The 23,381-nt window shown below is 63.9% G+C and carries 20 protein-coding genes; 9 read left to right on the plus strand and 11 right to left on the minus strand.

Features of this window, described 5'->3' with window-relative positions; translation table 11 throughout:
* Positions 1-14: 14 nt before the first annotated feature.
* Complete coding sequence (locus tag AB7A72_RS15575; RefSeq protein ID WP_369460468.1) at positions 15-1,199, minus strand: CaiB/BaiF CoA transferase family protein; 1,185 nt, start codon at positions 1,197-1,199, stop codon at positions 15-17.
* A gap of 151 nt (positions 1,200-1,350) precedes the next feature.
* Between AB7A72_RS15575 and AB7A72_RS15580 the strand changes: the two genes are divergently transcribed.
* Positions 1,351-2,289, plus strand: a complete 939-nt coding sequence (locus AB7A72_RS15580) for a LysR family transcriptional regulator (RefSeq protein ID WP_369460469.1) — start codon at positions 1,351-1,353, stop codon at positions 2,287-2,289.
* Between the two features lie 16 nt (positions 2,290-2,305).
* Here the strand turns inward: AB7A72_RS15580 and AB7A72_RS15585 are convergent, their stop codons facing one another.
* The 8 genes from AB7A72_RS15585 to AB7A72_RS15620 form a co-directional block, all read right to left on the minus strand.
* Positions 2,306-2,611, minus strand: a complete 306-nt coding sequence (locus AB7A72_RS15585; RefSeq protein ID WP_239810872.1) for a hypothetical protein — start codon at positions 2,609-2,611, stop codon at positions 2,306-2,308.
* Positions 2,604-3,047, minus strand: a complete 444-nt coding sequence (locus AB7A72_RS15590; RefSeq protein ID WP_369460470.1) for a DUF3325 domain-containing protein — start codon at positions 3,045-3,047, stop codon at positions 2,604-2,606. The genes AB7A72_RS15585 and AB7A72_RS15590 overlap by 8 nt, the downstream gene beginning before the upstream one ends.
* Entirely contained in the window at positions 3,044-3,367 is a 324-nt protein-coding gene (locus AB7A72_RS15595) for a hypothetical protein (protein ID WP_239810874.1), read from the minus strand. The genes AB7A72_RS15590 and AB7A72_RS15595 overlap by 4 nt, the downstream gene beginning before the upstream one ends.
* Complete coding sequence (locus AB7A72_RS15600) at positions 3,364-4,953, minus strand: PepSY-associated TM helix domain-containing protein (protein ID WP_369460471.1); 1,590 nt, start codon at positions 4,951-4,953, stop codon at positions 3,364-3,366. Before AB7A72_RS15600 ends, AB7A72_RS15595 begins: the two co-directional genes overlap by 4 nt.
* Positions 4,954-5,004: 51 nt before the next feature.
* The gene (locus AB7A72_RS15605; protein ID WP_369460472.1) at positions 5,005-7,593 is read right to left on the minus strand and encodes a TonB-dependent siderophore receptor; all 2,589 of its coding nucleotides are present in this window, start codon (positions 7,591-7,593) and stop codon (positions 5,005-5,007) included.
* Positions 7,594-7,717: 124 nt separating this feature from the next.
* Positions 7,718-8,713, minus strand: coding sequence for a FecR family protein (locus AB7A72_RS15610; RefSeq protein WP_369460473.1), 996 nt, complete (start codon positions 8,711-8,713; stop codon positions 7,718-7,720).
* Positions 8,713-9,180 (minus strand): sigma-70 family RNA polymerase sigma factor, encoded by a 468-nt coding sequence (locus tag AB7A72_RS15615; RefSeq protein WP_369460474.1) that lies wholly within the window; start codon positions 9,178-9,180, stop codon positions 8,713-8,715. Before AB7A72_RS15615 ends, AB7A72_RS15610 begins: the two co-directional genes overlap by 1 nt.
* 226 nt (positions 9,181-9,406) lie before the next feature.
* The gene (locus AB7A72_RS15620; RefSeq protein WP_369460475.1) at positions 9,407-11,416 is read right to left on the minus strand and encodes an IPTL-CTERM sorting domain-containing protein; all 2,010 of its coding nucleotides are present in this window, start codon (positions 11,414-11,416) and stop codon (positions 9,407-9,409) included.
* Between AB7A72_RS15620 and AB7A72_RS15625 the strand changes: the two genes are divergently transcribed.
* The 6 genes from AB7A72_RS15625 (at position 11,403) to AB7A72_RS15650 (ending at position 18,027) form a co-directional block, all read left to right on the plus strand.
* A complete protein-coding gene (locus AB7A72_RS15625; protein ID WP_369460476.1) occupies positions 11,403-11,759 on the plus strand; it encodes a hypothetical protein in 357 nt (118 codons plus the stop codon). The genes AB7A72_RS15620 and AB7A72_RS15625 overlap by 14 nt on opposite strands.
* 80 nt (positions 11,760-11,839) lie before the next feature.
* Positions 11,840-12,355 carry a sigma-70 family RNA polymerase sigma factor gene (locus tag AB7A72_RS15630; protein WP_239810881.1) on the plus strand — a complete coding sequence of 172 codons (516 nt, stop codon included), beginning with the start codon at positions 11,840-11,842 and terminating at the stop codon, positions 12,353-12,355.
* Positions 12,352-13,320 (plus strand): DUF4880 domain-containing protein, encoded by a 969-nt coding sequence (locus AB7A72_RS15635; RefSeq protein WP_369460477.1) that lies wholly within the window; start codon positions 12,352-12,354, stop codon positions 13,318-13,320. Before AB7A72_RS15630 ends, AB7A72_RS15635 begins: the two co-directional genes overlap by 4 nt.
* 108 nt (positions 13,321-13,428) lie before the next feature.
* Positions 13,429-15,987, plus strand: coding sequence for a TonB-dependent siderophore receptor (locus tag AB7A72_RS15640; protein WP_369460478.1), 2,559 nt, complete (start codon positions 13,429-13,431; stop codon positions 15,985-15,987).
* Positions 15,988-16,286: 299 nt separating this feature from the next.
* The gene (locus AB7A72_RS15645) at positions 16,287-16,721 is read left to right on the plus strand and encodes a LexA family protein (protein ID WP_369460551.1); all 435 of its coding nucleotides are present in this window, start codon (positions 16,287-16,289) and stop codon (positions 16,719-16,721) included.
* Positions 16,722-16,734: 13 nt separating this feature from the next.
* Positions 16,735-18,027 carry a Y-family DNA polymerase gene (locus tag AB7A72_RS15650; RefSeq protein ID WP_369460479.1) on the plus strand — a complete coding sequence of 431 codons (1,293 nt, stop codon included), beginning with the start codon at positions 16,735-16,737 and terminating at the stop codon, positions 18,025-18,027.
* Positions 18,028-18,239: 212 nt separating this feature from the next.
* On the opposite strand, the gene AB7A72_RS15655 is transcribed toward AB7A72_RS15650, so the two are convergent.
* Together AB7A72_RS15655 and AB7A72_RS15660 are read right to left on the minus strand one after the other, a co-directional pair.
* A complete protein-coding gene (locus AB7A72_RS15655) occupies positions 18,240-19,316 on the minus strand; it encodes a phage portal protein (protein ID WP_369460480.1) in 1,077 nt (358 codons plus the stop codon).
* Entirely contained in the window at positions 19,313-21,091 is a 1,779-nt protein-coding gene (locus AB7A72_RS15660) for a terminase large subunit domain-containing protein (protein ID WP_407064991.1), read from the minus strand. The genes AB7A72_RS15655 and AB7A72_RS15660 overlap by 4 nt, the downstream gene beginning before the upstream one ends.
* A gap of 313 nt (positions 21,092-21,404) precedes the next feature.
* Here AB7A72_RS15660 and AB7A72_RS15665 point away from each other — a divergent pair, with 313 nt between their 5' ends.
* The gene (locus tag AB7A72_RS15665) at positions 21,405-22,259 is read left to right on the plus strand and encodes a GPO family capsid scaffolding protein (RefSeq protein ID WP_369460482.1); all 855 of its coding nucleotides are present in this window, start codon (positions 21,405-21,407) and stop codon (positions 22,257-22,259) included.
* 41 nt (positions 22,260-22,300) lie between these two features.
* Positions 22,301-23,317 carry a phage major capsid protein, P2 family gene (locus AB7A72_RS15670; RefSeq protein ID WP_369460483.1) on the plus strand — a complete coding sequence of 339 codons (1,017 nt, stop codon included), beginning with the start codon at positions 22,301-22,303 and terminating at the stop codon, positions 23,315-23,317.
* The last annotated feature ends 64 nt before the right edge of the window (positions 23,318-23,381 follow it).

Here is a 23,381-nt window from a genome sequence, read left to right on the forward strand (position 1 = left end):
GGGTGCGGCTCCGTTCACAGGCCTACGACCTGGCGGGCCGCCAGTGCGTCGATCTCGTCCGGTGCCAGGCCCAGGCTGCGCAGAATCTGCTGGCTGTCGGCACCAATGCGCGGTGCAGGCAGCGGTGCTTCGGGCTTGGCTGGCCAAGGGGTGGCCGCCATCAGCACCTCGCCAAAACCGGGCTGCTGCACGGTCTTGAACGTGCCAAGGTGCCGGGCCTGCGGGTGCTGCACCACGTCGGCCGCGCCATGCACCACCGCATGCAGCACGCTGTGCTGGTGGAACAGCGCGCGCAGCTCGGCCAGCGATCGGTCTGCCACGGCAAGGGCCAGGTCGGCATGCAGCTGCGCCTTGTGCTGCAGCCGCAGCGCATTGCTGGCAAAGCGCGGGTCGCTGTCCCAGCTGGTCAGGTCCAGCGCCTTGCCGATGCGCAGAAACTGCTCGTTGTTCAGCGCCAGAATCGTCAAACGGCCATCGGCCGCATCAAAGATGCCATTGGGCGCGCTGACGGCCGCCTTGACGGTCTGGCCGCCCAGCACCTCTTCCGACAGCGCGGTCGATTGCAGCGCGCAGCAGACGTTGAACAGGTTCAGCTCCACATGCTGGCCCTTGCCCGTCTTCAGGCGCTGCAGCAGCGCGGCAGTGCAGGCCTGCGCGGCATACACGCCGGTGGCAATGTCGGCCAGCAAGAAGCCGATGCGCTGCGGCGCGCCTTGGGCATCGCGGTTGCTGTTCATCAGTCCGGTGTCGGCCTGCATCACCGAGTCGGTAGCCGGGTTGTCGGCAAAGGGGCCGTCCGCGCCATAGCCGCTGATCGACACATAGACCGGCTCCAGCCCCAGCGCCTGAAGCGCGGCAAAGTCCAGGCCCAGGCGTTCCACCACCTGCGGGCGAAAGTTCTGTACCACCACATCGGCATCACGCGCCAGCTGCAGGATCAGCGCCTTGCCGTCGGGGTGCTTCGCATCGACCGCCAGGCTTTGCTTGCCGGCGTTGTAGGTGCTGGACAAGGTGCTGTGGCCGTTGCGGGCCACCCCCACATGGCGGCCCCAGTCGCCCTGGGCGGGCTCGACCTTGATGACCTCGGCGCCCTGGTGGGCGAGCAGCTGGGCGCAGTAGGGGCCGGCCACGCCCTGGCTCAAATCCAGCACCTTGAAACCGGCGAGCGGGGTAAACCCCAGTGTTGACTCTGGCGTCACGTATTGTCTCCTTGCATGGCCCGGGCTATGCGACACCCGCCCGGACGTTTGTTGTGAGACCCATGTTAAAAACGCGAAGCCGCTTTGGGAACTGCCAAAGCACAGCCATCAGTGGTGATTCAGAATCAACAATCAAAAGAGGATGCCGGCCATGGACCTGAACCTGGTGCGTTTGTTTGTGGCGATTGCCGAGTCGCGCAACCTGAGCGATGCGGCCCAGCGCTCAGGCGTGACGCGCTCGAATGTGTCGCGCCGGCTGGCGCTGCTGGAAAAGCAGTTTGGCGCGCAGCTGCTGCGCCGTACCACCCGGCATATGGAGCTGACCCAGGCCGGCCGCATCCTGCACGGCCAATGCCTGCAGGCCCTCAATGCGCTGCAAAGCGCCCAGCTGCAGATCGACCAGATCCACCAGACCATCAGCGGCGAGATCCGCGTGCGCATCCCCACCGGCCTGGGGCATTTCCACCTCAAGCCGCTGATCCTGGACTTTTGCCAGGCGCATCCCGATCTGCTGCTGCGCCTGGTGATCAACGACCAGATCCATGACCTGGTGGCCTCCAAGGTGGACCTGGCGATCCACATCACCTCGGCGCCGCTGGAAGACCATGTCGCCACCCGCGTCTGCGGCATCGAATGGGGGCTGTTTGCCACCCCGGCCTATCTGCAGACCCTGGGCCTGGCGCTGCAAACCCCCCAGGACATCAAGCATGCCCGGCTGCTGGCGCCCCTCAACATCCACCACCGGCTGGAGTTTTGGCGGCACAGCGATGGTGTGCATGAACAGGTGCAGAGCACGCCGTCGATCCAGTCGGGCGACTACCAGTTCCTGTTCAACGCTGCGATGGCGGACCTGGGTGTGGTGCTGCTGCCCTACTACGCGGTGCGTGAGGCCATGGCCCAGCGCAGCCTGGTGCAGGTACTGGGCGGCTTTGGCGTCAAGGGTGTCGGCGATGCGCTCTATGTGGTGCGTGCGCCCAATCGCCAACCCTCAGCGGCGACCCTGGCGCTGATCGAGTTGCTGGTCTCGTCGATCCAGAAGATGGCGCCGGGCTGGCGCCTGGGCACGGAGATGGCAGGCGCCAGGCTGTGATCTTGGCGCGGTGTTTCTAGATGCCCGCCGCCAGGCTGTAGACCGTCAAACCGCCATCTTCGCGGTCGCGCATCAGCAGGCCGGCCTGTGCCATCTCCTTGGCCACGCAGTAGATGGTGGCCGCTGGCAGGGGCGCGCCGCTCAGGGCCAGGTGGGAGGAGATATCGGCGCACTTGACCCGTGAGCGGCCGAGCTGGACGATGGCCTCCAGCACCCGCAGCCGGGCCGGCGTGGGCCGTATGCGCACATGGCGGCTGCGCTTGAACCAGTGGGCAGCAGGCAGGGCCGGCGCTGCCTTGCGGGGTGCGTGGTCATCATTCATGGGCGCATGCTGGCATGGCAGTTTGGAGGCGGTTTGTCGAAGTGTGGCAATTTGTGTCAATGCCCAGTTGCTGATCCGCCCAGCTACCACACAGCAGCACCGCGCAACAGGCCAGCAGTGCTGCTGCCGTGCCGCGCCGGGGCGCATAGCTCAAGATCAGCACCAGGCACCACGCCGCCACGCTGAGCCAGCCCAGCCAGGCGACCGCACCCACTGCTGCGCCCGAGGCCGCCATGCAGCGCTGCAGCGCCAGGGCCAACAGCAGGCATGCCGCCAGGCGCAAGACCCAGCGCAAGGGTCCGCCAGGTTCGCCCCGGCGCAGGATCTGTTCGCAGTGGCGGTCCATGGCCTGGCTCAGCAGCAGCATGGCTGGCAGGCACAGTGCCAGCGGCAAGGCGATGGTGCTGATCTGGGTGATGTGGCTGAAGGCGTTCATCCGCAGCACTCCAGCAGCGCGCGCAAGCTGGCCAGCAGCAGCGCGGCAGCGGCAAACTGCAGCGCCAGCCGGGCCAGTCGCTGCACATGAAAGGCCCACAGCAGCAGCCCGGTGTACAGCACAAAACCCAGCAGGGTGCTGAGCAGTACCGCATGCGCCGGCGCGAGCAGGCCCGCCAGCACCAGGGCTTGCGCCAGCACTGCGCAGCCCAGGCCGGTGAGCAGGTAGCCACCACCGGCCGCCAGGCTGATGCGCAAGCCCAGCCGCATGGCATGACGCCAGGGCTGTGGAGCGGTGACCACTTTGGCGGGGGCGTTCATGCGCGTGCTCCTTGGCGGGGCCCGGGCCGGGCGGCGCGGGCGGGGGGCGTAGTGTGTGTTGAAAGCCGGTGGCGCCAGGCGCCCCAGGCGGCGAGCAGGCCCAGCGCGATGCTGGTCAGCTCCACCCCGGCGCGTAGGCCATCGGCCTGGGCCAGGTAGAGCAGCAGGTGCTGGCCCGTGGTGGCGGCGTTGAGCAGCGGCAGGGCCATGCACAGCAAAGCCAGGGCGCAGAGCTGCTCCTGCCAGGCCGAGCGCGCGGGGCGCAGCAGCGCATGCAAGAGGCTCAGAGCCCACAGCGCAAAAAACAGCCGTATCTCGGCACTGGCCCGGGCCTCGATGGCCAGTGGCAGCAGGCGGTTGCCGTAGAGGTAGCCGATGGAGGCCAGCGAGGTGCCGGCCAGCGCTGCGATGTTCAGCGCATCGATGCAGCGGTAGACGGCAGGTGTGGCCCGGCCCCAGCCATGGTCGCTGCGGGTTCGGCGTTTGCTGGCAAACAGCAGCAGGCCTGTAGCCACCATGGCGGTGCCGGCCAGCCCGCAGACAAAGTACAGCCATTTCATGGTCCAGCCGCCAAAGCGGGCCATGTGCAGCGCCTCGATGGCCGGGTGCACATCGCGGGCGCTGGCGGCTGGCTCGGACCGAGGCGGCGCCTGCAGCACCTCACCGGTGTCGGCAGCGATGCTGACATGCTCGGCAAGGTTATGCATACGCCTGGAATCGGCGCTATCCGCCAGCTGTGCCGTAAAGCGGTGGCTGGCCGGGCCTTGCGGCGGGTGCTGCAACGCAATGGATGCCACTGGCTGGCGCAGCAGCGACTGCGCCAGTTGCAGCTGCTGGGCCAGCTGGGGGCCGGCTGGCGGCAGATCCGGGCGCGCGGCCTGTGTGCCCGCGTTCAGATCGGTTTGGTAGCGGCTGTAGGCCTGGCGGTCTTCGCCATAGAGCGACTGCAGCGCATGCGGCATGTAGCTGGTGTAGAAGTAGGCCAGCCCGGTGTAGACGATCATGAACAGAAAGGGCAGGGTCAGCACGGCCGAGGCGTTGTGCGCATCCAGCCAGGAGCGCTGGCCCTTGCCGGGGCGAAAGCAGAAAAAATCCTGAAAAATGCGCCGGTGCACGATGAGGCCCGAGACCAGCGCCGCCATCATGCCCATGGACACCACACCCACCACCCAAAAGCCCGCCAGGCCGCCTTGCAGCGAGTAGTGGAAGGACATGAAGTGCCGACCACCTTCGGTCTGGCGGATGGGTGGCAGCGCCTGGGGTGCGCCGCTGGCCGGGTCGAGTGCAGCCTGCAGCACGCCGTCCGGCCCGCGTGCAGACAGCTGCAGGGCATCGCCCGCGCGGGCCGGCAGATCGATCTGCCACTGCCGGGCTTGCGGCGCTCTTTGCTGCAGATAGTCCTCAGCCGTGTGCAGGGCCTGCAGCCGGTCCTGCAAGCCCAGCGCGGCGCCAGGTGGCCCGTTGGCAGGCGCTGCCTGCATCCAGCGCGTGATGGGCTCGCGGAACACGCTCAAGGTGCCGGTCACAAAGATGGCGCAGAGCAGCCAGCCGCAGACCAGGCCACCCCAGGTGTGCAGCCAGGACATGGTCTGGCGCCAACCTGGCTGGCGCGCCGTACCGGGGACGGTACCGTGCATTTAGAAGCTGCCGCGCAAGGTCAGCTTGACGCTGCGGGGCTCGCCATACCAGTTGCCGCTGCCCGAGCTCCCCACGGTCTTGTAGTAGGTCTTGTCGAACAGGTTGTTCAGGTTGAGCGTGGCCGACCAGTGGCGGTCGATGCGGTACTGCAGGCTGGCATTCCAGACCGCGTAGCCGGCCTGGGTGAACTTGTAGGGCACGCCTTCGCTGTCGAACTTGCCGGTGGCCGGGTTGTAAGGGTAGGCGGTGCCGCTGGCATAGGTGGTGCTTTGCACGGTCACGCCGTTGCCCACCGTCCAGCGCGAGAATTCGCCGGGCAGCTGGTAGCTGCTCCAGAGCTTGAGCAGGTGCTTGGGGGTGATGGTGCTGTAGACCAGCTGCTCGGCATCACTCTTGTTACGGTTGTGGTTGTAGGTATAGCCGGCAAACAGCTGCCACCCGCGCGCCAACTGGCCCGAGATCTCCATGTCCACCCCCTGGCTGACGATCTTGCCCTGGGCGATGTAGCAGCAGCTCAGACCCAGATCGCCCACATCGGTGTCGGGGTAGCGCGGGTCGCGCGCAGCCTCGCCGGTGCGCTCGATGCGGTAGAGCGCAAAGGCGGTGTTGAGCTTGCCGCCGGCCAGCTCGCCTTTGACACCCAGCTCGAAGTTGCGCCCCTTGATGGGATCGAGCGGGGTGCCCGGCAGCGGGCCTTGCAGGCTGCTGGCCTGGGATTTGTGGATCTCGGAGACGCTGCCATACGCCGTCCAGCGGTTGTCCAGGTCATAGACCAGGCCGGCATAGGGCGTGAGGATGCCGCTTTCCTGGTAGTAGCTTTTGCCGCTGGAGCGCAGCGAGCCATCGGCGTTGTAGTTGAAGTAGGGCGTGACGTTGGAGTAGCTGGCATAGCGTCCGCCCACGATGGCGGTGAGCTTGTCGGTCAGGCTCAGGTTGACGCGGCCATACAGGCCTTTTTGCGTGGCGCCATAGCCGGGGTAGCTGCGGGTCTTGTGCTCGCTGACCGCATGCGGAATCTTGTCGGGATCAAAGCCATAGACATTGGTGAGCGACTCGTCCGTCTCCATCTCGGAGTAGTAGGTGTCCTGGTCATCGCGGATCTTGGCCCAGTCGGCGCCCAGCAGCAGCTGGTGGCTGCGGCCCAGCAGCGAGAAGGGTCCGCTGATATTCAGGTCCACGCTCTTCTTGTCCGAGCGGAAGTCGTTGGAGAAGCCGGTCCAGCTCGCACCCAGGCCGGTGGCGGGATCGACGGCGCCACTCAGGCTGGCCAGGCGGCTGTCGCTGTCCACCTTCTGGTAGTTGAGCTGGGCCTTGGCTTTCCAGCCGCCGGCCAGCTGCTGGTCGAGCTGGGCAAACAGCTCCTTGGCGCTTTTGTCGTAGTGGCTCCAACCGGCCATCAGTGCGGTGTTGCGCGGCAGGTGCAGGTCGTCGCCATTGGGGGCGCGCGGAATGCCTTCGCGCCAGGGCGTGGCACTGAGCTTGTCGTAGCTGGCGCCTAAGGTGACCTTGCTGTCTCGGCTGAGGTCGGCTTCGACAATGCCGTAGAGCAGGCTGTTCTTGGAATCGGCACTGCGGTAGAAGAAATCCTTGTCGGTATGGGCCAGCACCGCACGGCCGCGCACGCTGCCATCGCTGTTCAAGGGGCCGGCCACATCCAGCTCCAGCTGCTTGCGGTTCCAGCTGCCCAGGCTGGCCGAGGCCTGGATCTGGCGCTGGGCCGTGGGGCGCTTGCGCACCAGGTTGATGGCGCCACCGGGCTCGCCATTGCCGCTGAACAGGCCATTGGCGCCGCGCACGATCTGCACGCTGTCGTACATCGCCAGGTTGGGGTCAAACAGCTGCTGGCTGAAGGCATCGACGCTGGCGCCATCGATCTGCACATTGCCAATCTCAAAGCCACGCGAGAGAAAACGCGTGGCCTGACCGCCCAGGCCGCCGGCACCGACGTAGTCCACCGTCACGCCGGTGGCCTGCTGCATCACCTCGCCAACCGTGCTCAGTGCCTGGTCCTCGATCAGCTGGTGGGTCATCACGGTGATGGACTGCGGTGTCTCGCGCACATCCTGACCCTTGCCCAGCGACACGCGCCCACTGGTGTAGGAGCCACTGCCTTCGGTGGCCTCCGTGCGCTCGGCCTGGGCGGTAACCAGCACCTCCTGCAAGGTGTGGGAAGCGATGCTGCGCCGCTGCACGGTGATGGCCGCGCCGGCGGGCATGGCCTCCAGATCGCTGCCGGCCAGCACCTGGGCCAGCGCCGCTTGCAGGCTGAGGCTGCCTTGCAGCGCTGGTGCCTGGCGTCCTTGCACCAGGGCGGCATCCACCGAAATGGCCACGCCCCAGGTGCGTGCCAGTGCATTGAGTGCCTGGCCCAGCGGCTGCGCTCGCATGTTCAGGCTCTGGGTGGCTGCCATGGCCGTCTGGGCGGCTGCCGGCTGCGCATGCACCGGGCCGGGCAAGGCCAGCAGGGCCAGCGAGCCGGCACAGGCCAGGCTGCAGGCCAGCGCGATGACAGGCTGGCGGCGTTGGGCAGTGGCCGGCGCTGCGGAGCGGCGGGACGGGCTGCAGGGAAGTGGCAGATCTCGGGACATGCGAATGCTTTCTAGGGTGTTGTCCCAGTGAAGACGTAGCAGCGGCGATATACCGGACAAAAATTTCGAGAGAGGTGGGTGGCAGGCTGTTTGGCGCTGTTCATCCACGCGCACGGCAACCCGACTAGCGGCGGCGAATCAGGCTGCTGCCATCGGGCAGGCGCTCCACCCGCACGGGCAGCGAGCGCGGCAGGCTGGCGACAAAGGTGGCCGGGTCGCGCAGCTGGAAGCTGCCGGTCAGGTGCAGCGACTGCAGGCCGCCGGCAGCATCGAGCTGCAGCGGGCGCTCCAGGTAGTCGTTCCAGCGGCTCAGTACCTCCGGCAGCGGCGTGTGGTCAAACACCAGCCAGCCATCGCGCCAGGCGCCTACATCCTGGCGGTTGACACTGCTGGTGTGCAGGCCGCCTTGCGCATCCAGGCGCGCGGCCTCGCCAGCGGCCAGCACCACATCGGCGGCCTGGCTGGCATCGCTGTCCAGGCCCCAGACGGCAACGCGGCCCTGGGCCACGCTCACCTGCAGGCCCGATGGGCGCAGTGCCACCGAGAACACGGTGCCCAGCACCTGCACCCTGCCCAAAGGCGTCTGCACTTCCAAGGGGCGCTGGGCATCGTGCACCACATCCAGGCGTATCTCGCCGCGCGCCAGCTGCAGCACGCGGCGGTCGCGGTACAGCACGGCCTCTACGGACGTGGAGGGCGCCAGATCCAGGTGCGAGCCATCGGGCAGGTTCTGGGCCAGCATCTGGCCATGGCCGGTATGCAGCGCCATGCGTGCCAGCGGCTGCTGCCAGTACCAACGCCCACCCAGGCCCAGCAGGCTGGCCAGCCCCGCCGTGCCCAGCAGCGACAGGCTGCGGCGGCGCTGCTGGCGGCTGCGCTCGGCCTGGCTGGCGGGCAGCGCAAAGTCGGCTTGCAGCGCATGGGCTTCGGTCGCGCCCCAACCTTGCAGCGCGCGCTGGGCGGCGGCTTCGTGTTCGGCCGACTGGGCCCGCCAGCGTGCAAAGGTCTGGCTGGCGGTCTCGGCGGTGGCGGCATCGCCCGCGTGCTGGCGGGCGATCAGCAGCAAGGCATATTCCAGGTGTTTGCGGTGGGGGTCTGCCCCGGTGCTGGCCGCTGCCATCAGGTGTCCAGCCCCATGCAGCCGCAGACGGCGCGCACCACATGCTTTTCCACCGAGGCGATGCTGATGTCCATGTGCGCGGCCGCTTCGGCATGGCTGAAGCCATAGATGCGCACCAGTACAAACACCTCGCGGCGCTTGCGCGGCATGGCAGTGAGGCGGCGTACCAGCAGCTCCAGCTGCTGGCGGCTGGCGATGACGCGCTCGGTGGACGGGGCGTCGTCAGCCGCCACCAGCGCCAGGGTTTGCAGCAGCTGGGCATCGACCTGGCGGCGCCGGGCGTCGTCGATGACGATGTTCTTGCCGGTGCGAAACAGCAGTGCCCGCAGGTCTCTGACGGCTACTTCGCGCGCCTGCAGTGCCAAAACACGGGCATAGCTTTCCTGCACGACATCGGCCGCCGCCTGCCGGTCATTGAGCGAGCGGGAGAAGAAGTTCAGCAGTTCTGCGTAATAGCTCGCAAGCACGAGAGGACACCTTGGCCATGGGGCTGCAGAAAGGGGCCCCAACAATGCGCCCGGCAATGGTGCGGGACAGGGGCTGGCTTGCAGCGAAGGCGCGATCTTATCAAAAAATAGAAATGAATCTCATTTCTAATAAGACGACCCAGGATGTGGTGGGTCAGGTCCAAAGGTTCCAGAAGGGGGAAGGCGGGGGCGCTGCGCCTGCGCACCCCGATCATCGGTTAAGCGCTTAGCCGATGCGCTGGCCGCGCGAACGCATGCGCCAGGCGCCGAGGCCGCCGGTCAGCAAGGTCAGCAGTACCAGGCTCCATTGCTGCAGGCTGGGCACAGGTTCCACGCTGGTGGGCACAGGCGGGGGTGGTGGGGGCACAGGCGGGTTGGTGGTGGCAACGGTGGCGGAGGCGATGCAAGGCTGCGCGGTGCTGCCAGTGCATTGCGCATTGGCTTCGCCCACCGCCAACGAGGCTGTGTTGACCAGGCTGGCAGGGGGCTGCGCGCTGACGGTGGTGGCCAGCTCGATCGTGACACTGTCACCGGCGGCAAGCGATGCGACCGTCACATCTACTGCACCGGTGCCGCTGGCGGGCACGCAAGGAGCGGCGCCGCTGCTGGTACAGGTCCAGCTGGCGTTGTCCAGGCCGGCGGGCAGCGGGTCGGTGATATGGGCCTGGGTGACGGGCACCTGGCCTGCATTGAGTGCCGTGATCGTGTAGTTCACCGGCTGGCCGGCATACACCGCAGCACTTGCCTGCGCCGTCTTGCTCAGTTGCAGCAAGGCGTTGGGCCACAGATCCACCGCTGCCGATGCGCTGCAGGGCTTGGCCTGGGTCTGCGCGCTGGTTGGGTTGTAGCACAGCCACTCGGCATTGCTGGCTGCCACGCCGGCAGTGTTGAGGACCTGGTCCATGCGGGTGGCGATGCTGTCCACCGTGGCGACCACGGTGTAGACCAGGCTGGCGTTGGCGCGCATGCTGGCGATGGTCTGGCTCAGCACACCGCCTGCCGCGAGGCTGCCGCTGGCTTGTGGGCAGACCGCAAGGCTGCCGACCGGTGACTGGCAGCTCCAGGTAGCCGACGCAAATCCGGCAGGCAACGTGTCATTGAGTGCAACGCCGGTCAGCTCGGCTGCTCCTTCGTTCTTGACCGTCACGGTGTAGGTGGCCGTTTGCCCCGGGTAGAGCGGGCCGGTGGCGTCCACCGTCTTGGTCACACTGAGCAGCGGGCTGGTGGCCACCGATGCCGACGCGCTGCAAGGCGTTGGAAAGCCTTCACGGGCATCGCAGCTGAGGGTGCTGGTGGCAGGCGGCTCGATGGTGGCGGTGTTGGTGATGACCGTGGCGCCTGCGGGCAGCGGGTTGCTGAAGCGCGAGTTGACGCGGAACACCAGTGCGCTGCCTGCCGGCAGGGTCGGCAGGACGGTATCGAGCGGAAAGACGCCGGTGGCTGGTGTGGGGCAAACGGCTGCGCTACCAGTGGGGCGGCTGCAGCTCCAGCTGCTGGCCGCTGTCTGCAGGCCATCGGGCAGGGTATCGCGCAGGCGGGTGCCACTGGCGTCGCGCGTGCTGGCATTGGTCACCGTGATGTCGTAGAACACCGGGCTATTGGCGCTGGCCAGGCCGGTGTAGGCGCTGCCGTCGCTATTGACCGCTTTTTTGGCCACCGACAGCGGCGGCGAGCAAGAGGCGGTGCCGCTCGACTGCACCAGCAGACCCGAGGGGTCTCCCTGGTTGCCGACGACGACGTAGATGGTGTTGGTGCCGGTCTTCCAGCCATTATTGAGAACGACCGGAACATTGCCTGCAGCCGTGAAACCACCGACGCCCAGAATGGCGCCATTGTTGGTGTAATCGAAGACGGTGTCGTTCACCAAAACGCGTTTGACCTGGTTGTCCACATACAGACTCAAACTCAGGTTGAAACTGTCCGGGTCCACGGCTGGATCCATCGTGAAGCGGTATTGGTAGACGTAGTAGCTTCGGCCATACTGCACCCCGATCCACTGGGCGTTGCCAAACGGCGATTGCACCCAGGCGCCATTGCCGGCACCGGGGCGGTCGACCGGGCCTTGGGCATAGCTCAGCGCTGCAGCGGCGGCAGGTGTGGTGATATCGCCAGGTGCCGGGGCGATGGACCAGTGCGCATCCAGACTCCCCAGCGGGAGCTTGGGGCTGTTGATGCTGTAGCCGTTGCTGCCGTCAATCCCGGTATTGAATATGGCGGGGTCCGTGCTGCATGACACAACCGGCACCGTTTGGGCCTGGACCGCCAAGGGGTTGAGAAGTGCTGCGACCGCACATCCCAGGCCCAGAGAATGGGCCATCGATATTCTGAAGCCGTTCATTGCATTCCTATTTGAAATAAATTTATTCAATATGGATATGCATCGTAGTAGGGCGAAATCGCAGCGAAAACAGGGCAATGTCAAACATCTTCATGCCGGCGCATGGTTGACATTTTTTATGAAAAGACTTGCTTTAGTTGAAGCGATTGACGGCGCTCAAGGTGTGGGCTGCAACGAAACAGCAGCTACACCGCAGCGCGGGGCGCAGGTGCGGGGAGGCGGTAGTGCCAGCTGCCACTGAAGGCACTGCCTCTTTGGGGGAAAGAAGAATCATTATCAATTATGATCTTGCGGTTGTTCGCGTTCCTCACCGGGTTGCCCATGCCACAGCCTCCGCTCCACACCGAGGTGGAAACCATCTTTCGCCAGCACCACGCATGGCTGCGTGGGCGCTTGATGCTGCGCACATCCAGCCACAGCGAGGCCGAGGATGTGGCGTCGGAAACCTTTTTGCAGTTGACGGAAAAAGGGAGCGCGGCTGAAGGCGAGACGCTGGATATCCACCATCCGCGTGCCTTTTTGTCGACGGTGGCCAAACGCATCCTCATCAAGCTCTGGCAGCGCCAGGATCTGGAAGCCGCTTACGAGGACACGCTGCGCCATCTGCCAGAGGCGGTGGCGCTGTCCCCCGAAAGCCATGCGATGCTGGTCGAGGCCATCTGCCAGATCGACCGGGCGCTGGCTGCGCTGCCGCTGCCGGTCAAGACGGTGTTTCTGCTGTCGCGGCTGGAGGGCATGCGCTACCCCGACATTGCCGCGCACATGGGCATCTCGCTGGCCACTGTCGAGCGCCATATGCGGCGGGCCCTGCTGCAATGCGTGCGCAGCGTGCCATGAGCGCCACCCCACTCCCCAGCCCCGCACTGCACGCCGCCGTCGACTGGCTGGTGCGCCATGAGGCCGAAACGATGAGCGCGGCCGACCACCAGGCTTTTGCGCGCTGGCTGCAGCAGGACGCGCAACACCAGGCCGCATGGGAGCGTGTGCGCGCGGCATTGGCCGAACCGCTGACCGCCGTCCGCCATCTGCAGGCCCATACCCAGGGTCTGCATGCACAGGCGGCCATGCAGGCGCTGGTCCGGACCCGCCGCCGCCGGGTCCTGCGCGGCGCGCTGGCGTTGGGCGGTCTCGGCGTGGCCACCGCACTGGTCGCAGACCGGCTGGCGCCGTTGGGCGAGCTGATGGCCGATTGGCGCACCGGCACCGGTGAGCGCCGTGAATTCACGCTGGCCGATGGCACCAGCGTGTTGCTGGATGCCCGCTCCGCCGTCGATGTGCACGATGCGGCCGGCGTGACCGTGCTGCAGCTGCGGGCCGGGGCCCTGATCGCCACGCGCGCCGGTGCAGGCGCGTCCCTGTTGCAGATCCACACCCGCGATGGCGTGGCACTGCTCGATGCCGGCCGCATGATGGGCAGGTTGTATGCGGACCGGACGGAAATGGTGGCGCTGGACCAGGGGCTGACCCTGCGGCCCCGTGAATCAGCGCAGACGCTGCTGCATGCCGGGGAGGGTGCGCGTTTCACTGCCCATCGGCTCCAGGCGCTGGGCGGCCATGCAGTGCAGCGCGCCGCATGGCAGCAGGGCATGCTCGCCGTCGATGACTGGCCGCTGGCCGATGTGGCCCAGGCGCTGCAGGCCTATTTTTCTGGCTATATCCGCGTGGCCCCTGCGGTGGCGGAGCTGCGGGTGTTTGGCATCTTCCGGCTGGATGTGGATGCGCTGCTGACCACGCTCAGCCAGATGCTGCCGCTGCAGATCCAGCGCTGGGGACCGTTGATCCGCATTGGCGAGAAGGTCTGACGCGCAGATCGCGGCCAACCCCGATGCGGTGCCTGGTGCAAATAGATGAGGGGTTTTTTAGTCTCGGCGCACTGGTTAAACAGTACCCAGCGAAAAGGAACTTCTGCCGTGACGACTTCCCCTCTCCAGCGCCGCCATGACGGCGCCCCATTGACCGTGCGCAGCTGCGCCGCACACTCGCCTCTCCATGCGCTGGCCCTGGCTGCCGTGCTGGCCTGCACGCTGGCGCCTGCCACCAGCCGGGCGGACGATGCGCCCCAGGCCGCTGCGGTGCAGCTCGACATTCCGGCGGGCAGCCTGGCCGATACGCTGACCCGCATTGGCCAGCAGACCGGGCGCAGCATCGTTGCCGACCCCGCCATACTGCAAGGCCAGCGCAGTGCCGCTATCCAGGGCAGTTGGACGGCGGAGCAGGCGGTGCGCAAGGCGCTGGAGGGATCGGCGCTGCAGGTGCAGACGCTGACCGGTGGCGCGCTGCAGGTCCGCAAGCCAGCGGCCCCTCAGCCTCCGGTGGCAGGCACTGCACCGGCAGCGGAGGTTGTTGCGCCAGTCGGCGCCGTAGCTGCAGCCGCTGAGGCCAGCCACCAGCTGCCCGTCGTGGTGGTGACCGACCAGCGCTCCGACAGCTCGCTGATGCAGCCGACCCGCCAGGTCACGGTGATCGAGGGGGAGGAGCTGGACGACCTGCGCGCCACCTCGGCCAACCTGAACAGCCTGCTGGCCAAGAGCGTGCCGGGTATGGCGGACTCCAGCCGCAATCTGAGTGATTTCGGCATGACCCTGCGCGGCAGAAATGTGCTGGTGCTGGTCGATGGCATCCCGCTCAACACCAACCGCGACACGGCGCGCAACCTGGTCAATGTGGAGATGAGCCGCATCGAGCGGGTCGAGGTGTTGCGCGGCAGCAATGCCATCTATGGCAGCGGTGCGACAGGGGGCGTGATATCGGTCACCACCCGTCCGGTGGGGGGCAAGCCGGTGGCGCGTACCACGGTGGGTTTTGACAGTTCGCTCTCGCGCCTGAGTGGTGACGGCCTGGGCGGCCAGGTGCAGCACTATCTGTCGGGGGCTGGTGATGTTGTCGATTACGAGGTCGATATCTCGGCCCGCCGCATCGGTGGTGCCTTTGACGGCCACGGCGACCGTATCGCGCCGGATGCCAGCCAGGGCGATCTGTTCGACTCGAACACTTACAGCCTGGGCGGCAAGATCGGCTTTCGCATCGATGGGGGCCAGCGCATCCAGCTGGCGGCCAGCCACCTGCGTGCGCACCAGAAGTCGGACTATGCCAACGACCCCAGCGTCAACCAGGCGCCACTGGGTTCGGTGGCGGCCCGCGCCATCCGGGGGCTGAAGCTGGCGGACCAGAACCAGGTGGAAAACACCTTGCTGAGCGCCAGCTACGAACACAAGGACCTGGGGGGCAGCACCCTGAGTGCGATGGTCTATGGCCGTGACAACTACGTGCGCTTTGCGCCCTTCGATGCCCGCAGCAATACCAACCGGGGCAATTTTGTCGACCAGGTGATGCAGAACAACAAGGTGTTCGGCAGCCGCCTGACCATCACCACGCCGATCGGCGAAGACAAGACCACCAAGCTGGTCTGGGGCGCGGACTACATCCAGGAGCGCAGCAACATGCCGCTCGATACGTTTGACGCCTCCGTCTATGACGCCAGTGGCGGTCTGGTGTTCCAGCCCACCGGTCAGCGCATCTACATGCCCTGGGTTACCGTCAAAAGCGCGGGCGCCTTTGGTCAGCTGCAGCACAAGTTCAGCGACCAGTGGTCCGCCGAAGGCGGCTTGCGCTATGAGAAATCGCAGGCCAGTTTTGACGATTTTCAGCCACTGTCGCAGTCGCGCCTGCCCAACCCGGCCACGGTGGCGGGCGGCAAGGTCTCCTACGACGCGGTGCTCTACAACCTTGGTCTGGCCTTCAAGCCCTGGAAGAACCATGAGTTCTACACCTCGTTCAGCCAGGGCTTTGACCTGCCCGATGTGGGCCTGCAGCTGCGCAATGCCGGGGCCAAGTTCGATATCAATGCCTCCGAGCTGGAACCGGTCAAGACCGACAACTATGAAATCGGCTGGCGCGGCAGCTTCGGCGACACCATGGCAACATTGGCGCTGTTCCATTCGCGCTCGGACCTGGGCGCCGTGCAGTCCTTCAACAACGGCCTGCACCTGACGCGCACGCGCGAACGCATTCGCGGTGTCGAGCTGACCGCCGACCACTATGCCGACCACTGGTCCACCGGCGGCACCGTCACCTGGATGCAGGGCCGCGAGACGCCCCCAGGCGCCAGCAGCGATCAGCGCATGACGGGCTACCGCATCCCGCCGCTGAAGATCACCGGCTATGTGCAGTACAACCCCAGCGGCCGCTGGAGCCTGCGCACCCAGTTCAACTGGTTTGGCGCACGCGACTACCGCCTGGCCGATGGCAAGACCCAGTTCGCCCGGGCCGATGTCAAAAGCTACTACAGCGTCGATGTGGTGGGCCGCTACCAGTTCGACAACAAGAACCAGCTGACCATCGGGGTGCAGAACCTGTTCAACCGCTACTACCTGCCGCTCTACAGCCAGCCGATGCGCAGCGGCAAGAACGACAGCCGCCTGCCGGCAGCCGGTGCGACCTTGACGGCGAGCTATACGCACAACTGGTGATCTGGACGGGAGTGGCTGGAGCTGCCAACGAAAAAGCACCCTCGGTGGGGTGCTTTTGCTGTTCTGGCGGAAGCTCAGGGATTCGAACCCTGGAACCCTTTCGGGTTGCCGGTTTTCAAGTCCTGAGTATTTCTAAATAAAATCAATAAGTTATAGTCTAATCGTTTCCGCATGTACATGAATTTGGGGTGCAGTAAGCCCATGTTTTGCATCATGCGACAGGAGGGGATGCGGAAACGATTTCCAGCCCGGATTGCTCCACCGGCAGCAACTTTACCGAGCTGATTTATACTGTATACATGCACAGTATTTTGCAGCTCCTTTCGGTTGACGTCAGCCCCCTAGCCATCCCCGTGGCTGGCTGCACTGTGCACGCTGGTTTCCCAAGCCCTGCCGATGACTGGAGCCATGAGCGGATCGACCTGGCCAAGCTGCTGGTGCCCCATCCCGCCTGCACGTTCTTTGTGAAGTCTGGCGGCCTATCCATGAAGGATGCCGGGATAGGCGATGGCGATTTGCTGGTGGTCGACCGATACTTGCGGCCGCTAAATGGCGACATTGTTGTGGCGGTCCTTGACTCAGACTTCACCGTGAAGCACTTTTCTAAGCGCAATGGCGTGGTGAGACTTTCGGCGGCCAACCCCACCTATCCGGATATCGTGCCGCGCGAAGGCCAGACGATGGAAATTTGGGGCGTTGTCACGGCCTGCGTGAAGCGCTTTCGCAAGGCATAGCCAGAGGTGCAACATGTTCGCTTTGGTGGATGGCAACAATTTCTATGTCAGCTGTGAGCGGGCTTTTCGGCCTTCGCTGATTGGGCGGCCCGTTGTGGTGTTGAGCAACAACGACGGCTGCGCTATCGCCCGGAGCAACGAAGCCAAAGACCTGGGGATCAAGATGGGCGCGCCATATTTCCAGATCAAGCACTTGGAGATAACCGCCGGCCTAGTGGCGCTATCCGCAAACTTTGCGCTTTATGGCGACATGAGCGAGCGCATGATGAGCCTGGCTGCGGGCCTGGGGCCAGAGCAGGAAATCTACAGCATCGACGAAAGCTTTATCAGCCTGGCCGGCGTTCGTGATGTGACGCGGCGGGCCTGGGCCGTGCGCGAGCGCATTGCTCGCGGCGTGGGCATCCCCTGCGGTATTGGCATTGGCCCCACCAAGACCCTGGCCAAGCTTGCTAACGCGATAGCCAAGGATGCGGAGCGCAAGCCCGGCAGCTACCCCGCGCATTTGGCCCGGGTATGCAACCTGGCCGAGATGCCGCCAAGGGAACTGCAGACCCTGTTCGAGCAGATGCACGTGGGTGATGTGTGGGGCATTGGCCGACGCATCAGCAACCAGCTGAACGTGGCAGGCATTGCCAACGTCTGGCAGCTCACGCAAGCCGATTTAGGCACCATCCGCAGGCGCTGGTCGGTGGTGCTGGAGCGCACAGTGCGCGAGCTGCGCGGCGAAAGCTGTATAGCCATGGAAGAAGCGCCGCCACCAAAAAAGATGATCGCCTGCACGCGGTCCTTTGGCCATCCCGTTGAAGATCTGGCGCCACTGATCGAGGCCGTCAGCGAATACGCGAGCCGCGCTGCCGAGAAGCTGCGCCGCCAGGGTGGATTGGCCGGCCAGGTGCAAGTGTTTGCGCATACCAGCCCGTTCCGCCCGGGCCCCAGGTACAGCAGATCGGTCATCGTGCCCCTGGTGCGCCCGAGCGCGGATACCTCACTGATCGCCCGCAGCGCAATCGAGGGCATCAAACGCATTTACGAGCCAGGGTTTGAGCTGATCAAAGCCGGAGTGATCCTGCTCGACATTTGCGATGGCAGCGTGCAGCAAAACGAGCTGGCCTTGGGCGATGCGTTCCGGGATCGAAGCGCGCTCTATGGTGCCCTCGACAAGATCAATACGCGCTACGGGCGCGGCACACTGCACCTGGCCGCCACGGGCATGAATGCGGGTGGCGCGCGCTGGGGTATGAGGCAAGAGCGCCGCACGCCGCACTACACCACCAACATCGAAGATATTCCAGTCGCAAGGTGCTGACATGCAGAATGAGCAGTTGGATTTTTGGGTGCTTCCGTTGGCGGCCTCTCAAACGAAAGAGCAACTTGAAGCACCGGTGCGAGGATGGCATGTACCCATCCCGCCGCCTATGTCACCGCAAGAATTGGAACGCCTGTACCGGCAGCTGGAGCCAGACGTTCCATATTGAAACCGGCCACAGGTACAGAGCGGCACGGCACCGGGTGGCGGCATTAGATCTTTTTGGGATCTGTGTCTTTGTCTTTTTCCGCGTCCGGGTCATTGCCCAATGTGTAGGGCACAAAGGTGCAGGCTTCTACGCCGGCCCATTCGTTGATTGCACTTTTGATGCGCATTTGAAGTGGGGCAATTTCATTGCGCGCAAACACCCGGGAAGCCTTTTCTACATCACCAAAGCCACTGGTGTTGTTGGGCATCATGCCCATCAGCTGGGGCGGCACGCGGTGAGCGGCAAGCACATCGTCGCGGCTGCTGTTCTTGATGCTCATGAATTCATCTTTTGCGGCCACTTCGCTGATGGGTATCAGCTTGATACCGTCGGCCTTGCCATTGGGGGCGTAGTAGAACAAGTTTTTGAAGTTGCCCATGCCTTTGGCTTTGGTGAGCTGCTCACGCATGCGATCAACGTCGTCTTGATCCTGGGCCGGATCAGTGATGTAGAGGATGAAGCCGGCGTGGCTGCCGTTGGCATAGTAGCGGCGGCGAAATAGCGTTGCCGCTTCGTTCAGGAAGGCCGCTTGCAGGGCTCCCAGGTATTGGGGTAGCCCATAAACTTCCTGATGGATATCGGGCTCGCGCAGATGGAACACCTTGCCTTTAGCGAATTCATGCACGCGGCCGTAGTCCTCCACAAAATAGTATTGATCCAGATCCCGGCCACGGCGCGTGTACTTGCCCAGCGAGTGCTTGAGTTTGAGCAGCGTTTTGCCGCGGCTCTCGCGTGCCTCCAAAAATCCATTGCCCAGTACCAGGTAGTCCAACGCAAAGGCCTGGAAGGTTTCTGCGCTGAGATAGCTGGTGGGCTGCAGGGTACTGGTCAGCACGTTGACTTTGAAGCGCAATGCACTTTCGTGGTGGGCTCCAACCCGCAGGCATCGGGCCAGCTCGCCAAAGTCCACGGGTGGTTCATACCAGCGGTCATTGTGCAAACACTCGATGTAATCCATGATCATCGAGCGCCCACCCACCACGGGTTCAGGCTCGCCAAAGGTGAACATTTGCGGCGCGGCGGATTGCAGGGGAGCGCTGTGATCTTGCTCAGGCGCTGCTATGGTTTCTGTAGTGCTCATTCTGAAAACTCCACGATAGATTTGGTTCGCACGGTGGCCAGGCCGGTGCCTTCTTCAAGCGGTTCGTTCTGCAGCGCGTGCATAGTTGCCCACGCCAAATCGCCATGGCCCGTTTGCGTGTTCCGACCTGATGTGTAGGTGACGCTCTTTTGGCTGGCGGTCAGCTCGCGCTTGACCGACATGAAAGCCGCCGCGAGCTCTGTGTCGCTCGCATTGAACTCAAGGCGGCCGGCACGCAATACCGCCTGCGCTTTGAGAACAAGCAGTGTTTTCTGCTCAAGGGTGTAGCGGATACCTTGGACGGACGGAAAGAACTTCTTGACCAGCTCATACACACCATTGCCCATGCCGGTGGCGTCAATGCTGATCTTTTCGACGTTGTACTGGTCGCAGACTGTTTTGATGGCTGCAGCTTGGGCTTCGAAGTCAACACCGTGCAACTGCAGCTTGTACAGAATTCGGAACTTACCGCCTGCCTGATCTGGGGGCGCCAAGACCACCAGTGCGGCCTTGTCACCCGTAAGGCTGGGGTCATAGCCAACCCACACGCGCTTGCGACCAAAGGGCCGCATTGCAAAAGGCTTGAAGTCTTTGCGCCATGCATCCCAGCTATCAACCATGCAGCGTTGCAGGGTAGAGAGTGGGAAGACCGCCAAAGCATCGTCGACAAACTGGCACATGTAGAGGTTGTTGAAGACATCCTCTGATTTGCTTGTCCGCAGCTGGTTGATATCGAAGAGATCGCAGCCGCCACGCTCCGCATCTTCCACAGTGACAATGTGCCGCCAAATCCCATCTTCGCCACGAAAGCCGCTTGCGAGCTTGGCATGTGACGTGTCAATCTTGAGCTTGCGGTCTTCAATGTGAGAACCGTCCCAAAGCGCATGGGCAGGATGCCGGATGCTGCTGGGCGTGCTGAAATAGGTGAGGTGCCACTTCTTGTGCGACGACATGCCGCTGGCAACGTCATTCAGCTCCTTGAAATTGTGAGTCCAAAAATACTCATCAAAGTAGAGGTTGCCGTGATAGCTCTGGGCGGTCTTGCTGTTGGTACCAAGGAAGTGAAGTTCTGCCCCATTAGGGAACACCATCGGATCGCCAGTGAGCGTTACGCCCGTAACCTGCTTGACGAATGCCACGATGTACTGGCGGAACACGTATGCTTGAGAGCGGCTGGCGGACAGGAAGATCTGGTTGCGGCCCGTGGTTAGCGCATCTATCAGGGCTTCACGCGCAAAGTACCAAGTCGCGCCAATCTGCCGACTTTTGAGGATCTGCCGCACGCGCTCGCCGATGTTCTCCCACCATACGCGCTGGTAGTCAAACAGTGAATCGAGAAACGCTTTGCGCAGATCCTCGATTTGCTCGGGGCTCAAGTAGTTCTTCTCTGGCTTCTTCTTGGGTGCTGCGTTGCGCGCTTCAATGCTCGGGGTGAGGTGCTTCTCCTTCCCAGAAACTTGGTATTTTTCGATGCGGGCCTGGCGCTCCAGCTGGCGATGCAGTAGGTCAATTTCTTTGAAGTCGCCGCCCGTCTTCTGATCCTTGTTGATGAGCTTGACCAACCGTGTTTCAAGCGCACCGCCGATGCGCTCCAGCGGCGTGGCATCCTCCCAGCCTTCGGCCTTGTGCCAGCCATACAAGGTGGTGCGTGGGATCTCAAGATGCTGCGCAATGTGGGTCAGCCGCCACCCCGACCAGTACAGGCTGCGAGCAGTGAGTCGTAGGCCCGCACTGCGGTCTATGGCGCTGGCCGGGCCGGCAGGCAGGCCAGCCACTGGCGCGTCAATAGGCGCCGCCGCCGCCGCATCGGCGCGGGCAGTGATATCGGCAAACGGGTCAAAGCCCATTTCCTTGGCCACCTGATCGCGGCTTTTGGCATGTTTGGTGACCGCCTTTTGGGCCGGGCTTCGGCGGGCAGGGCTGGCCTTCGCGGGCGCTTTCTTCATGCATGCCAGTGTGTGCCGCGCGCGCGCGGAAATCACCCACCAGAAATTGTCGGAGCGCTAGCCACAGTGCGCGCTGATTGCTACAAAAACAGGGGGAGCGGAACATAAGCGGTAGATCAACTCAACACCGCGAAAGCCGCACATGAGCCGCAAACATTCCGCCGTACAGGCACCAAAGTTTTTCCGCGTTGCCGTTGAAGGCGCGACGGTGGATGGCCGCACCATTCAACGATCCTGGCTGACCGAAGCTGCCAACAACTTCGACGCCGATGTGCGCGGCGCGCGGGTCTGGGTGGAACACATGCGCAGCAAATGGTCTGACAGCCCATTCAGCGCCCAGGGCGATGTGGTTGCGCTCAAGGCAGAAGAGATCAAGGAAGGAAAGCTGGCCGGGAAGATGGCCCTCTTTGCTGCCATCAAACCACTGCCCGAGCTGGTGGAGCTGAACAAGCGCGGCAAGAAGATCTATTCCAGCATCGAAATTGAGCCGAAGTTTGCCGATACCGGCGAAGCCTATGTGACCGGCCTGGCCGTCACTGACGACCCCGCCAGCTTGGGCACCGAAGTGCTCAAGTTCAGCGCCAAGCGCGATCAAAACAAGTTCAGCACCGAATTCCTGGAAACCACGCTGGAATTCAGCGCGGAAGAAGAAGACGACGACCGCGCTGACGCGAAGGCGGCGCGCGCTGAGTCGCAAGGCCTGCTGTCTCGCCTGATGAAGCGGTTCGCTCGCAATGAGAGCGACAGCGGCCAGGCATTCAAGGTGATCGAGGCCATGGGCGACACCATCGAAGTGCTGCAAGACCAGGTGGACGATCTGGAAGAGAAGAACACCAAGTTCAGCAAGGACTACGCCAAGCTGGCCAAACGTCTGGACGCGCTGGAGAAGCAGGGCACCGATCTGCAGGAATTCCGCAACAAGCTGGAAGGTGAGCCAGATGGCGCCACCGAGCGGCCGAATGCTTCGGGCAACAACAACGACGCCGCCGACTGCTAAGCGCGGCTGGACGAACTGACAACTTTTGGAAGGGAATAGAAATGGACAACCTGACCCGTGAGCGCTGGAACGCCTACACCGCTGGCTTGGCACGTGCCAATGGCGGCGTGGATGTGGCGAAGAAATTCAACGTGACGCCTTCTGTGCAGCAAAAGCTGGAAAAGAAGATCCAGGAATCGAGCGCATTCCTCAAGCGTATCAACGTGGTGCCTGTCACCCAACAGATGGGGCAGAAGCTGGGCCTGGGCATGACAGGGCCTACTGCCAGCCGCACCAACACCACGGGCGACAAGAGCCGCAAGACCAAAGATGTGTCTGTGCTGGACGGCCAAAACTACCTGTGTTCGCAGACCAACTTTGACACCCACATCCGCTATGACAAGCTGGACATGTGGGCAGCCTTCCCTGAGTTTGCCTCGATGGTGAGCGATATGCGCTTTGAACGCTGCGCACTCGACCGACAAATGATCGGCTTCAACGGCACACATGCGGCAGAAGATACCGATTTGGCGGCCAACCCGTTGCTGCAGGACGTTAACAAGGGCTGGCTGCAGCTGGTGCGCGAGTTTGCTCCAGAGCGAGCATTGACCGAAGGGGCTGCAGGCTCCGGCAAGATCAAAGTCGGTGGTGTCGGAAGCGACTTCAAGTCGCTCGATGGTTTGGTGTATGACTTGGCGAACACCATGGTAGATCCATGGCACATCGGCGCGCCAGATCTTGTGGTGCTTTTGGGCCGCGACCTGATGCATAGCAAGCTGTTCCCAATCGTAGATGGCCAGGTCGCGCCAACTGAGATGCTGGCCGCTGGCCTGGTTGTGAGTCAAGCACGCTTGGCAAACATGCAGGCGGTAGCGGTGCCGTACTTCCCGGCCAATGGACTCATGATCACCAGCTTCAACAACTTGTCTATCTACTGGCAGAAGCAAGGCCGGCGCATGCATGTGCAGGAAAAGCCGGAAAAAGACCGCGTGGAAACCTACGAATCTTCCAACGACGCCTACGTGGTTGAAGACTTCGGCAAGGTGGCCATGGCCGAAAACATCGAGATGGAACTGTAAAACCGGTTGCACGCTGGCCGCCGGGCAACGGCGGCTGGCTGCCACTAGGCAAGCGGGGGAATAT

This window comes from Comamonas sediminis, assembly GCF_041107495.1.
In the GTDB taxonomy this organism is placed as follows: domain Bacteria; phylum Pseudomonadota; class Gammaproteobacteria; order Burkholderiales; family Burkholderiaceae_C; genus Comamonas; species Comamonas sediminis.

What these genes read in the sequence shown, in the direction of transcription:
- AB7A72_RS15580 (WP_369460469.1), top strand. Translation starts at nt 1,351, where the DNA reads ATGGACCTGAACCTGGTGCGTTTGTTTGTGGCGATTGCCGAGTCGCGC.
- AB7A72_RS15585 (WP_239810872.1), bottom strand. Translation starts at nt 2,611, where the DNA reads ATGAATGATGACCACGCACCCCGCAAGGCAGCGCCGGCCCTGCCTGCT.
- AB7A72_RS15590 (WP_369460470.1), bottom strand. Translation starts at nt 3,047, where the DNA reads ATGAACGCCTTCAGCCACATCACCCAGATCAGCACCATCGCCTTGCCG.
- AB7A72_RS15595 (WP_239810874.1), bottom strand. Translation starts at nt 3,367, where the DNA reads ATGAACGCCCCCGCCAAAGTGGTCACCGCTCCACAGCCCTGGCGTCAT.
- AB7A72_RS15600 (WP_369460471.1), bottom strand. Translation starts at nt 4,953, where the DNA reads ATGTCCTGGCTGCACACCTGGGGTGGCCTGGTCTGCGGCTGGCTGCTC.
- AB7A72_RS15605 (WP_369460472.1), bottom strand. Translation starts at nt 7,593, where the DNA reads ATGTCCCGAGATCTGCCACTTCCCTGCAGCCCGTCCCGCCGCTCCGCA.
- AB7A72_RS15610 (WP_369460473.1), bottom strand. Translation starts at nt 8,713, where the DNA reads ATGGCAGCGGCCAGCACCGGGGCAGACCCCCACCGCAAACACCTGGAA.
- AB7A72_RS15630 (WP_239810881.1), top strand. Translation starts at nt 11,840, where the DNA reads ATGCCACAGCCTCCGCTCCACACCGAGGTGGAAACCATCTTTCGCCAG.
- AB7A72_RS15635 (WP_369460477.1), top strand. Translation starts at nt 12,352, where the DNA reads ATGAGCGCCACCCCACTCCCCAGCCCCGCACTGCACGCCGCCGTCGAC.
- AB7A72_RS15645 (WP_369460551.1), top strand. Translation starts at nt 16,287, where the DNA reads ATGCACAGTATTTTGCAGCTCCTTTCGGTTGACGTCAGCCCCCTAGCC.
- AB7A72_RS15650 (WP_369460479.1), top strand. Translation starts at nt 16,735, where the DNA reads ATGTTCGCTTTGGTGGATGGCAACAATTTCTATGTCAGCTGTGAGCGG.
- AB7A72_RS15655 (WP_369460480.1), bottom strand. Translation starts at nt 19,316, where the DNA reads ATGAGCACTACAGAAACCATAGCAGCGCCTGAGCAAGATCACAGCGCT.
- AB7A72_RS15665 (WP_369460482.1), top strand. Translation starts at nt 21,405, where the DNA reads ATGAGCCGCAAACATTCCGCCGTACAGGCACCAAAGTTTTTCCGCGTT.
- AB7A72_RS15670 (WP_369460483.1), top strand. Translation starts at nt 22,301, where the DNA reads ATGGACAACCTGACCCGTGAGCGCTGGAACGCCTACACCGCTGGCTTG.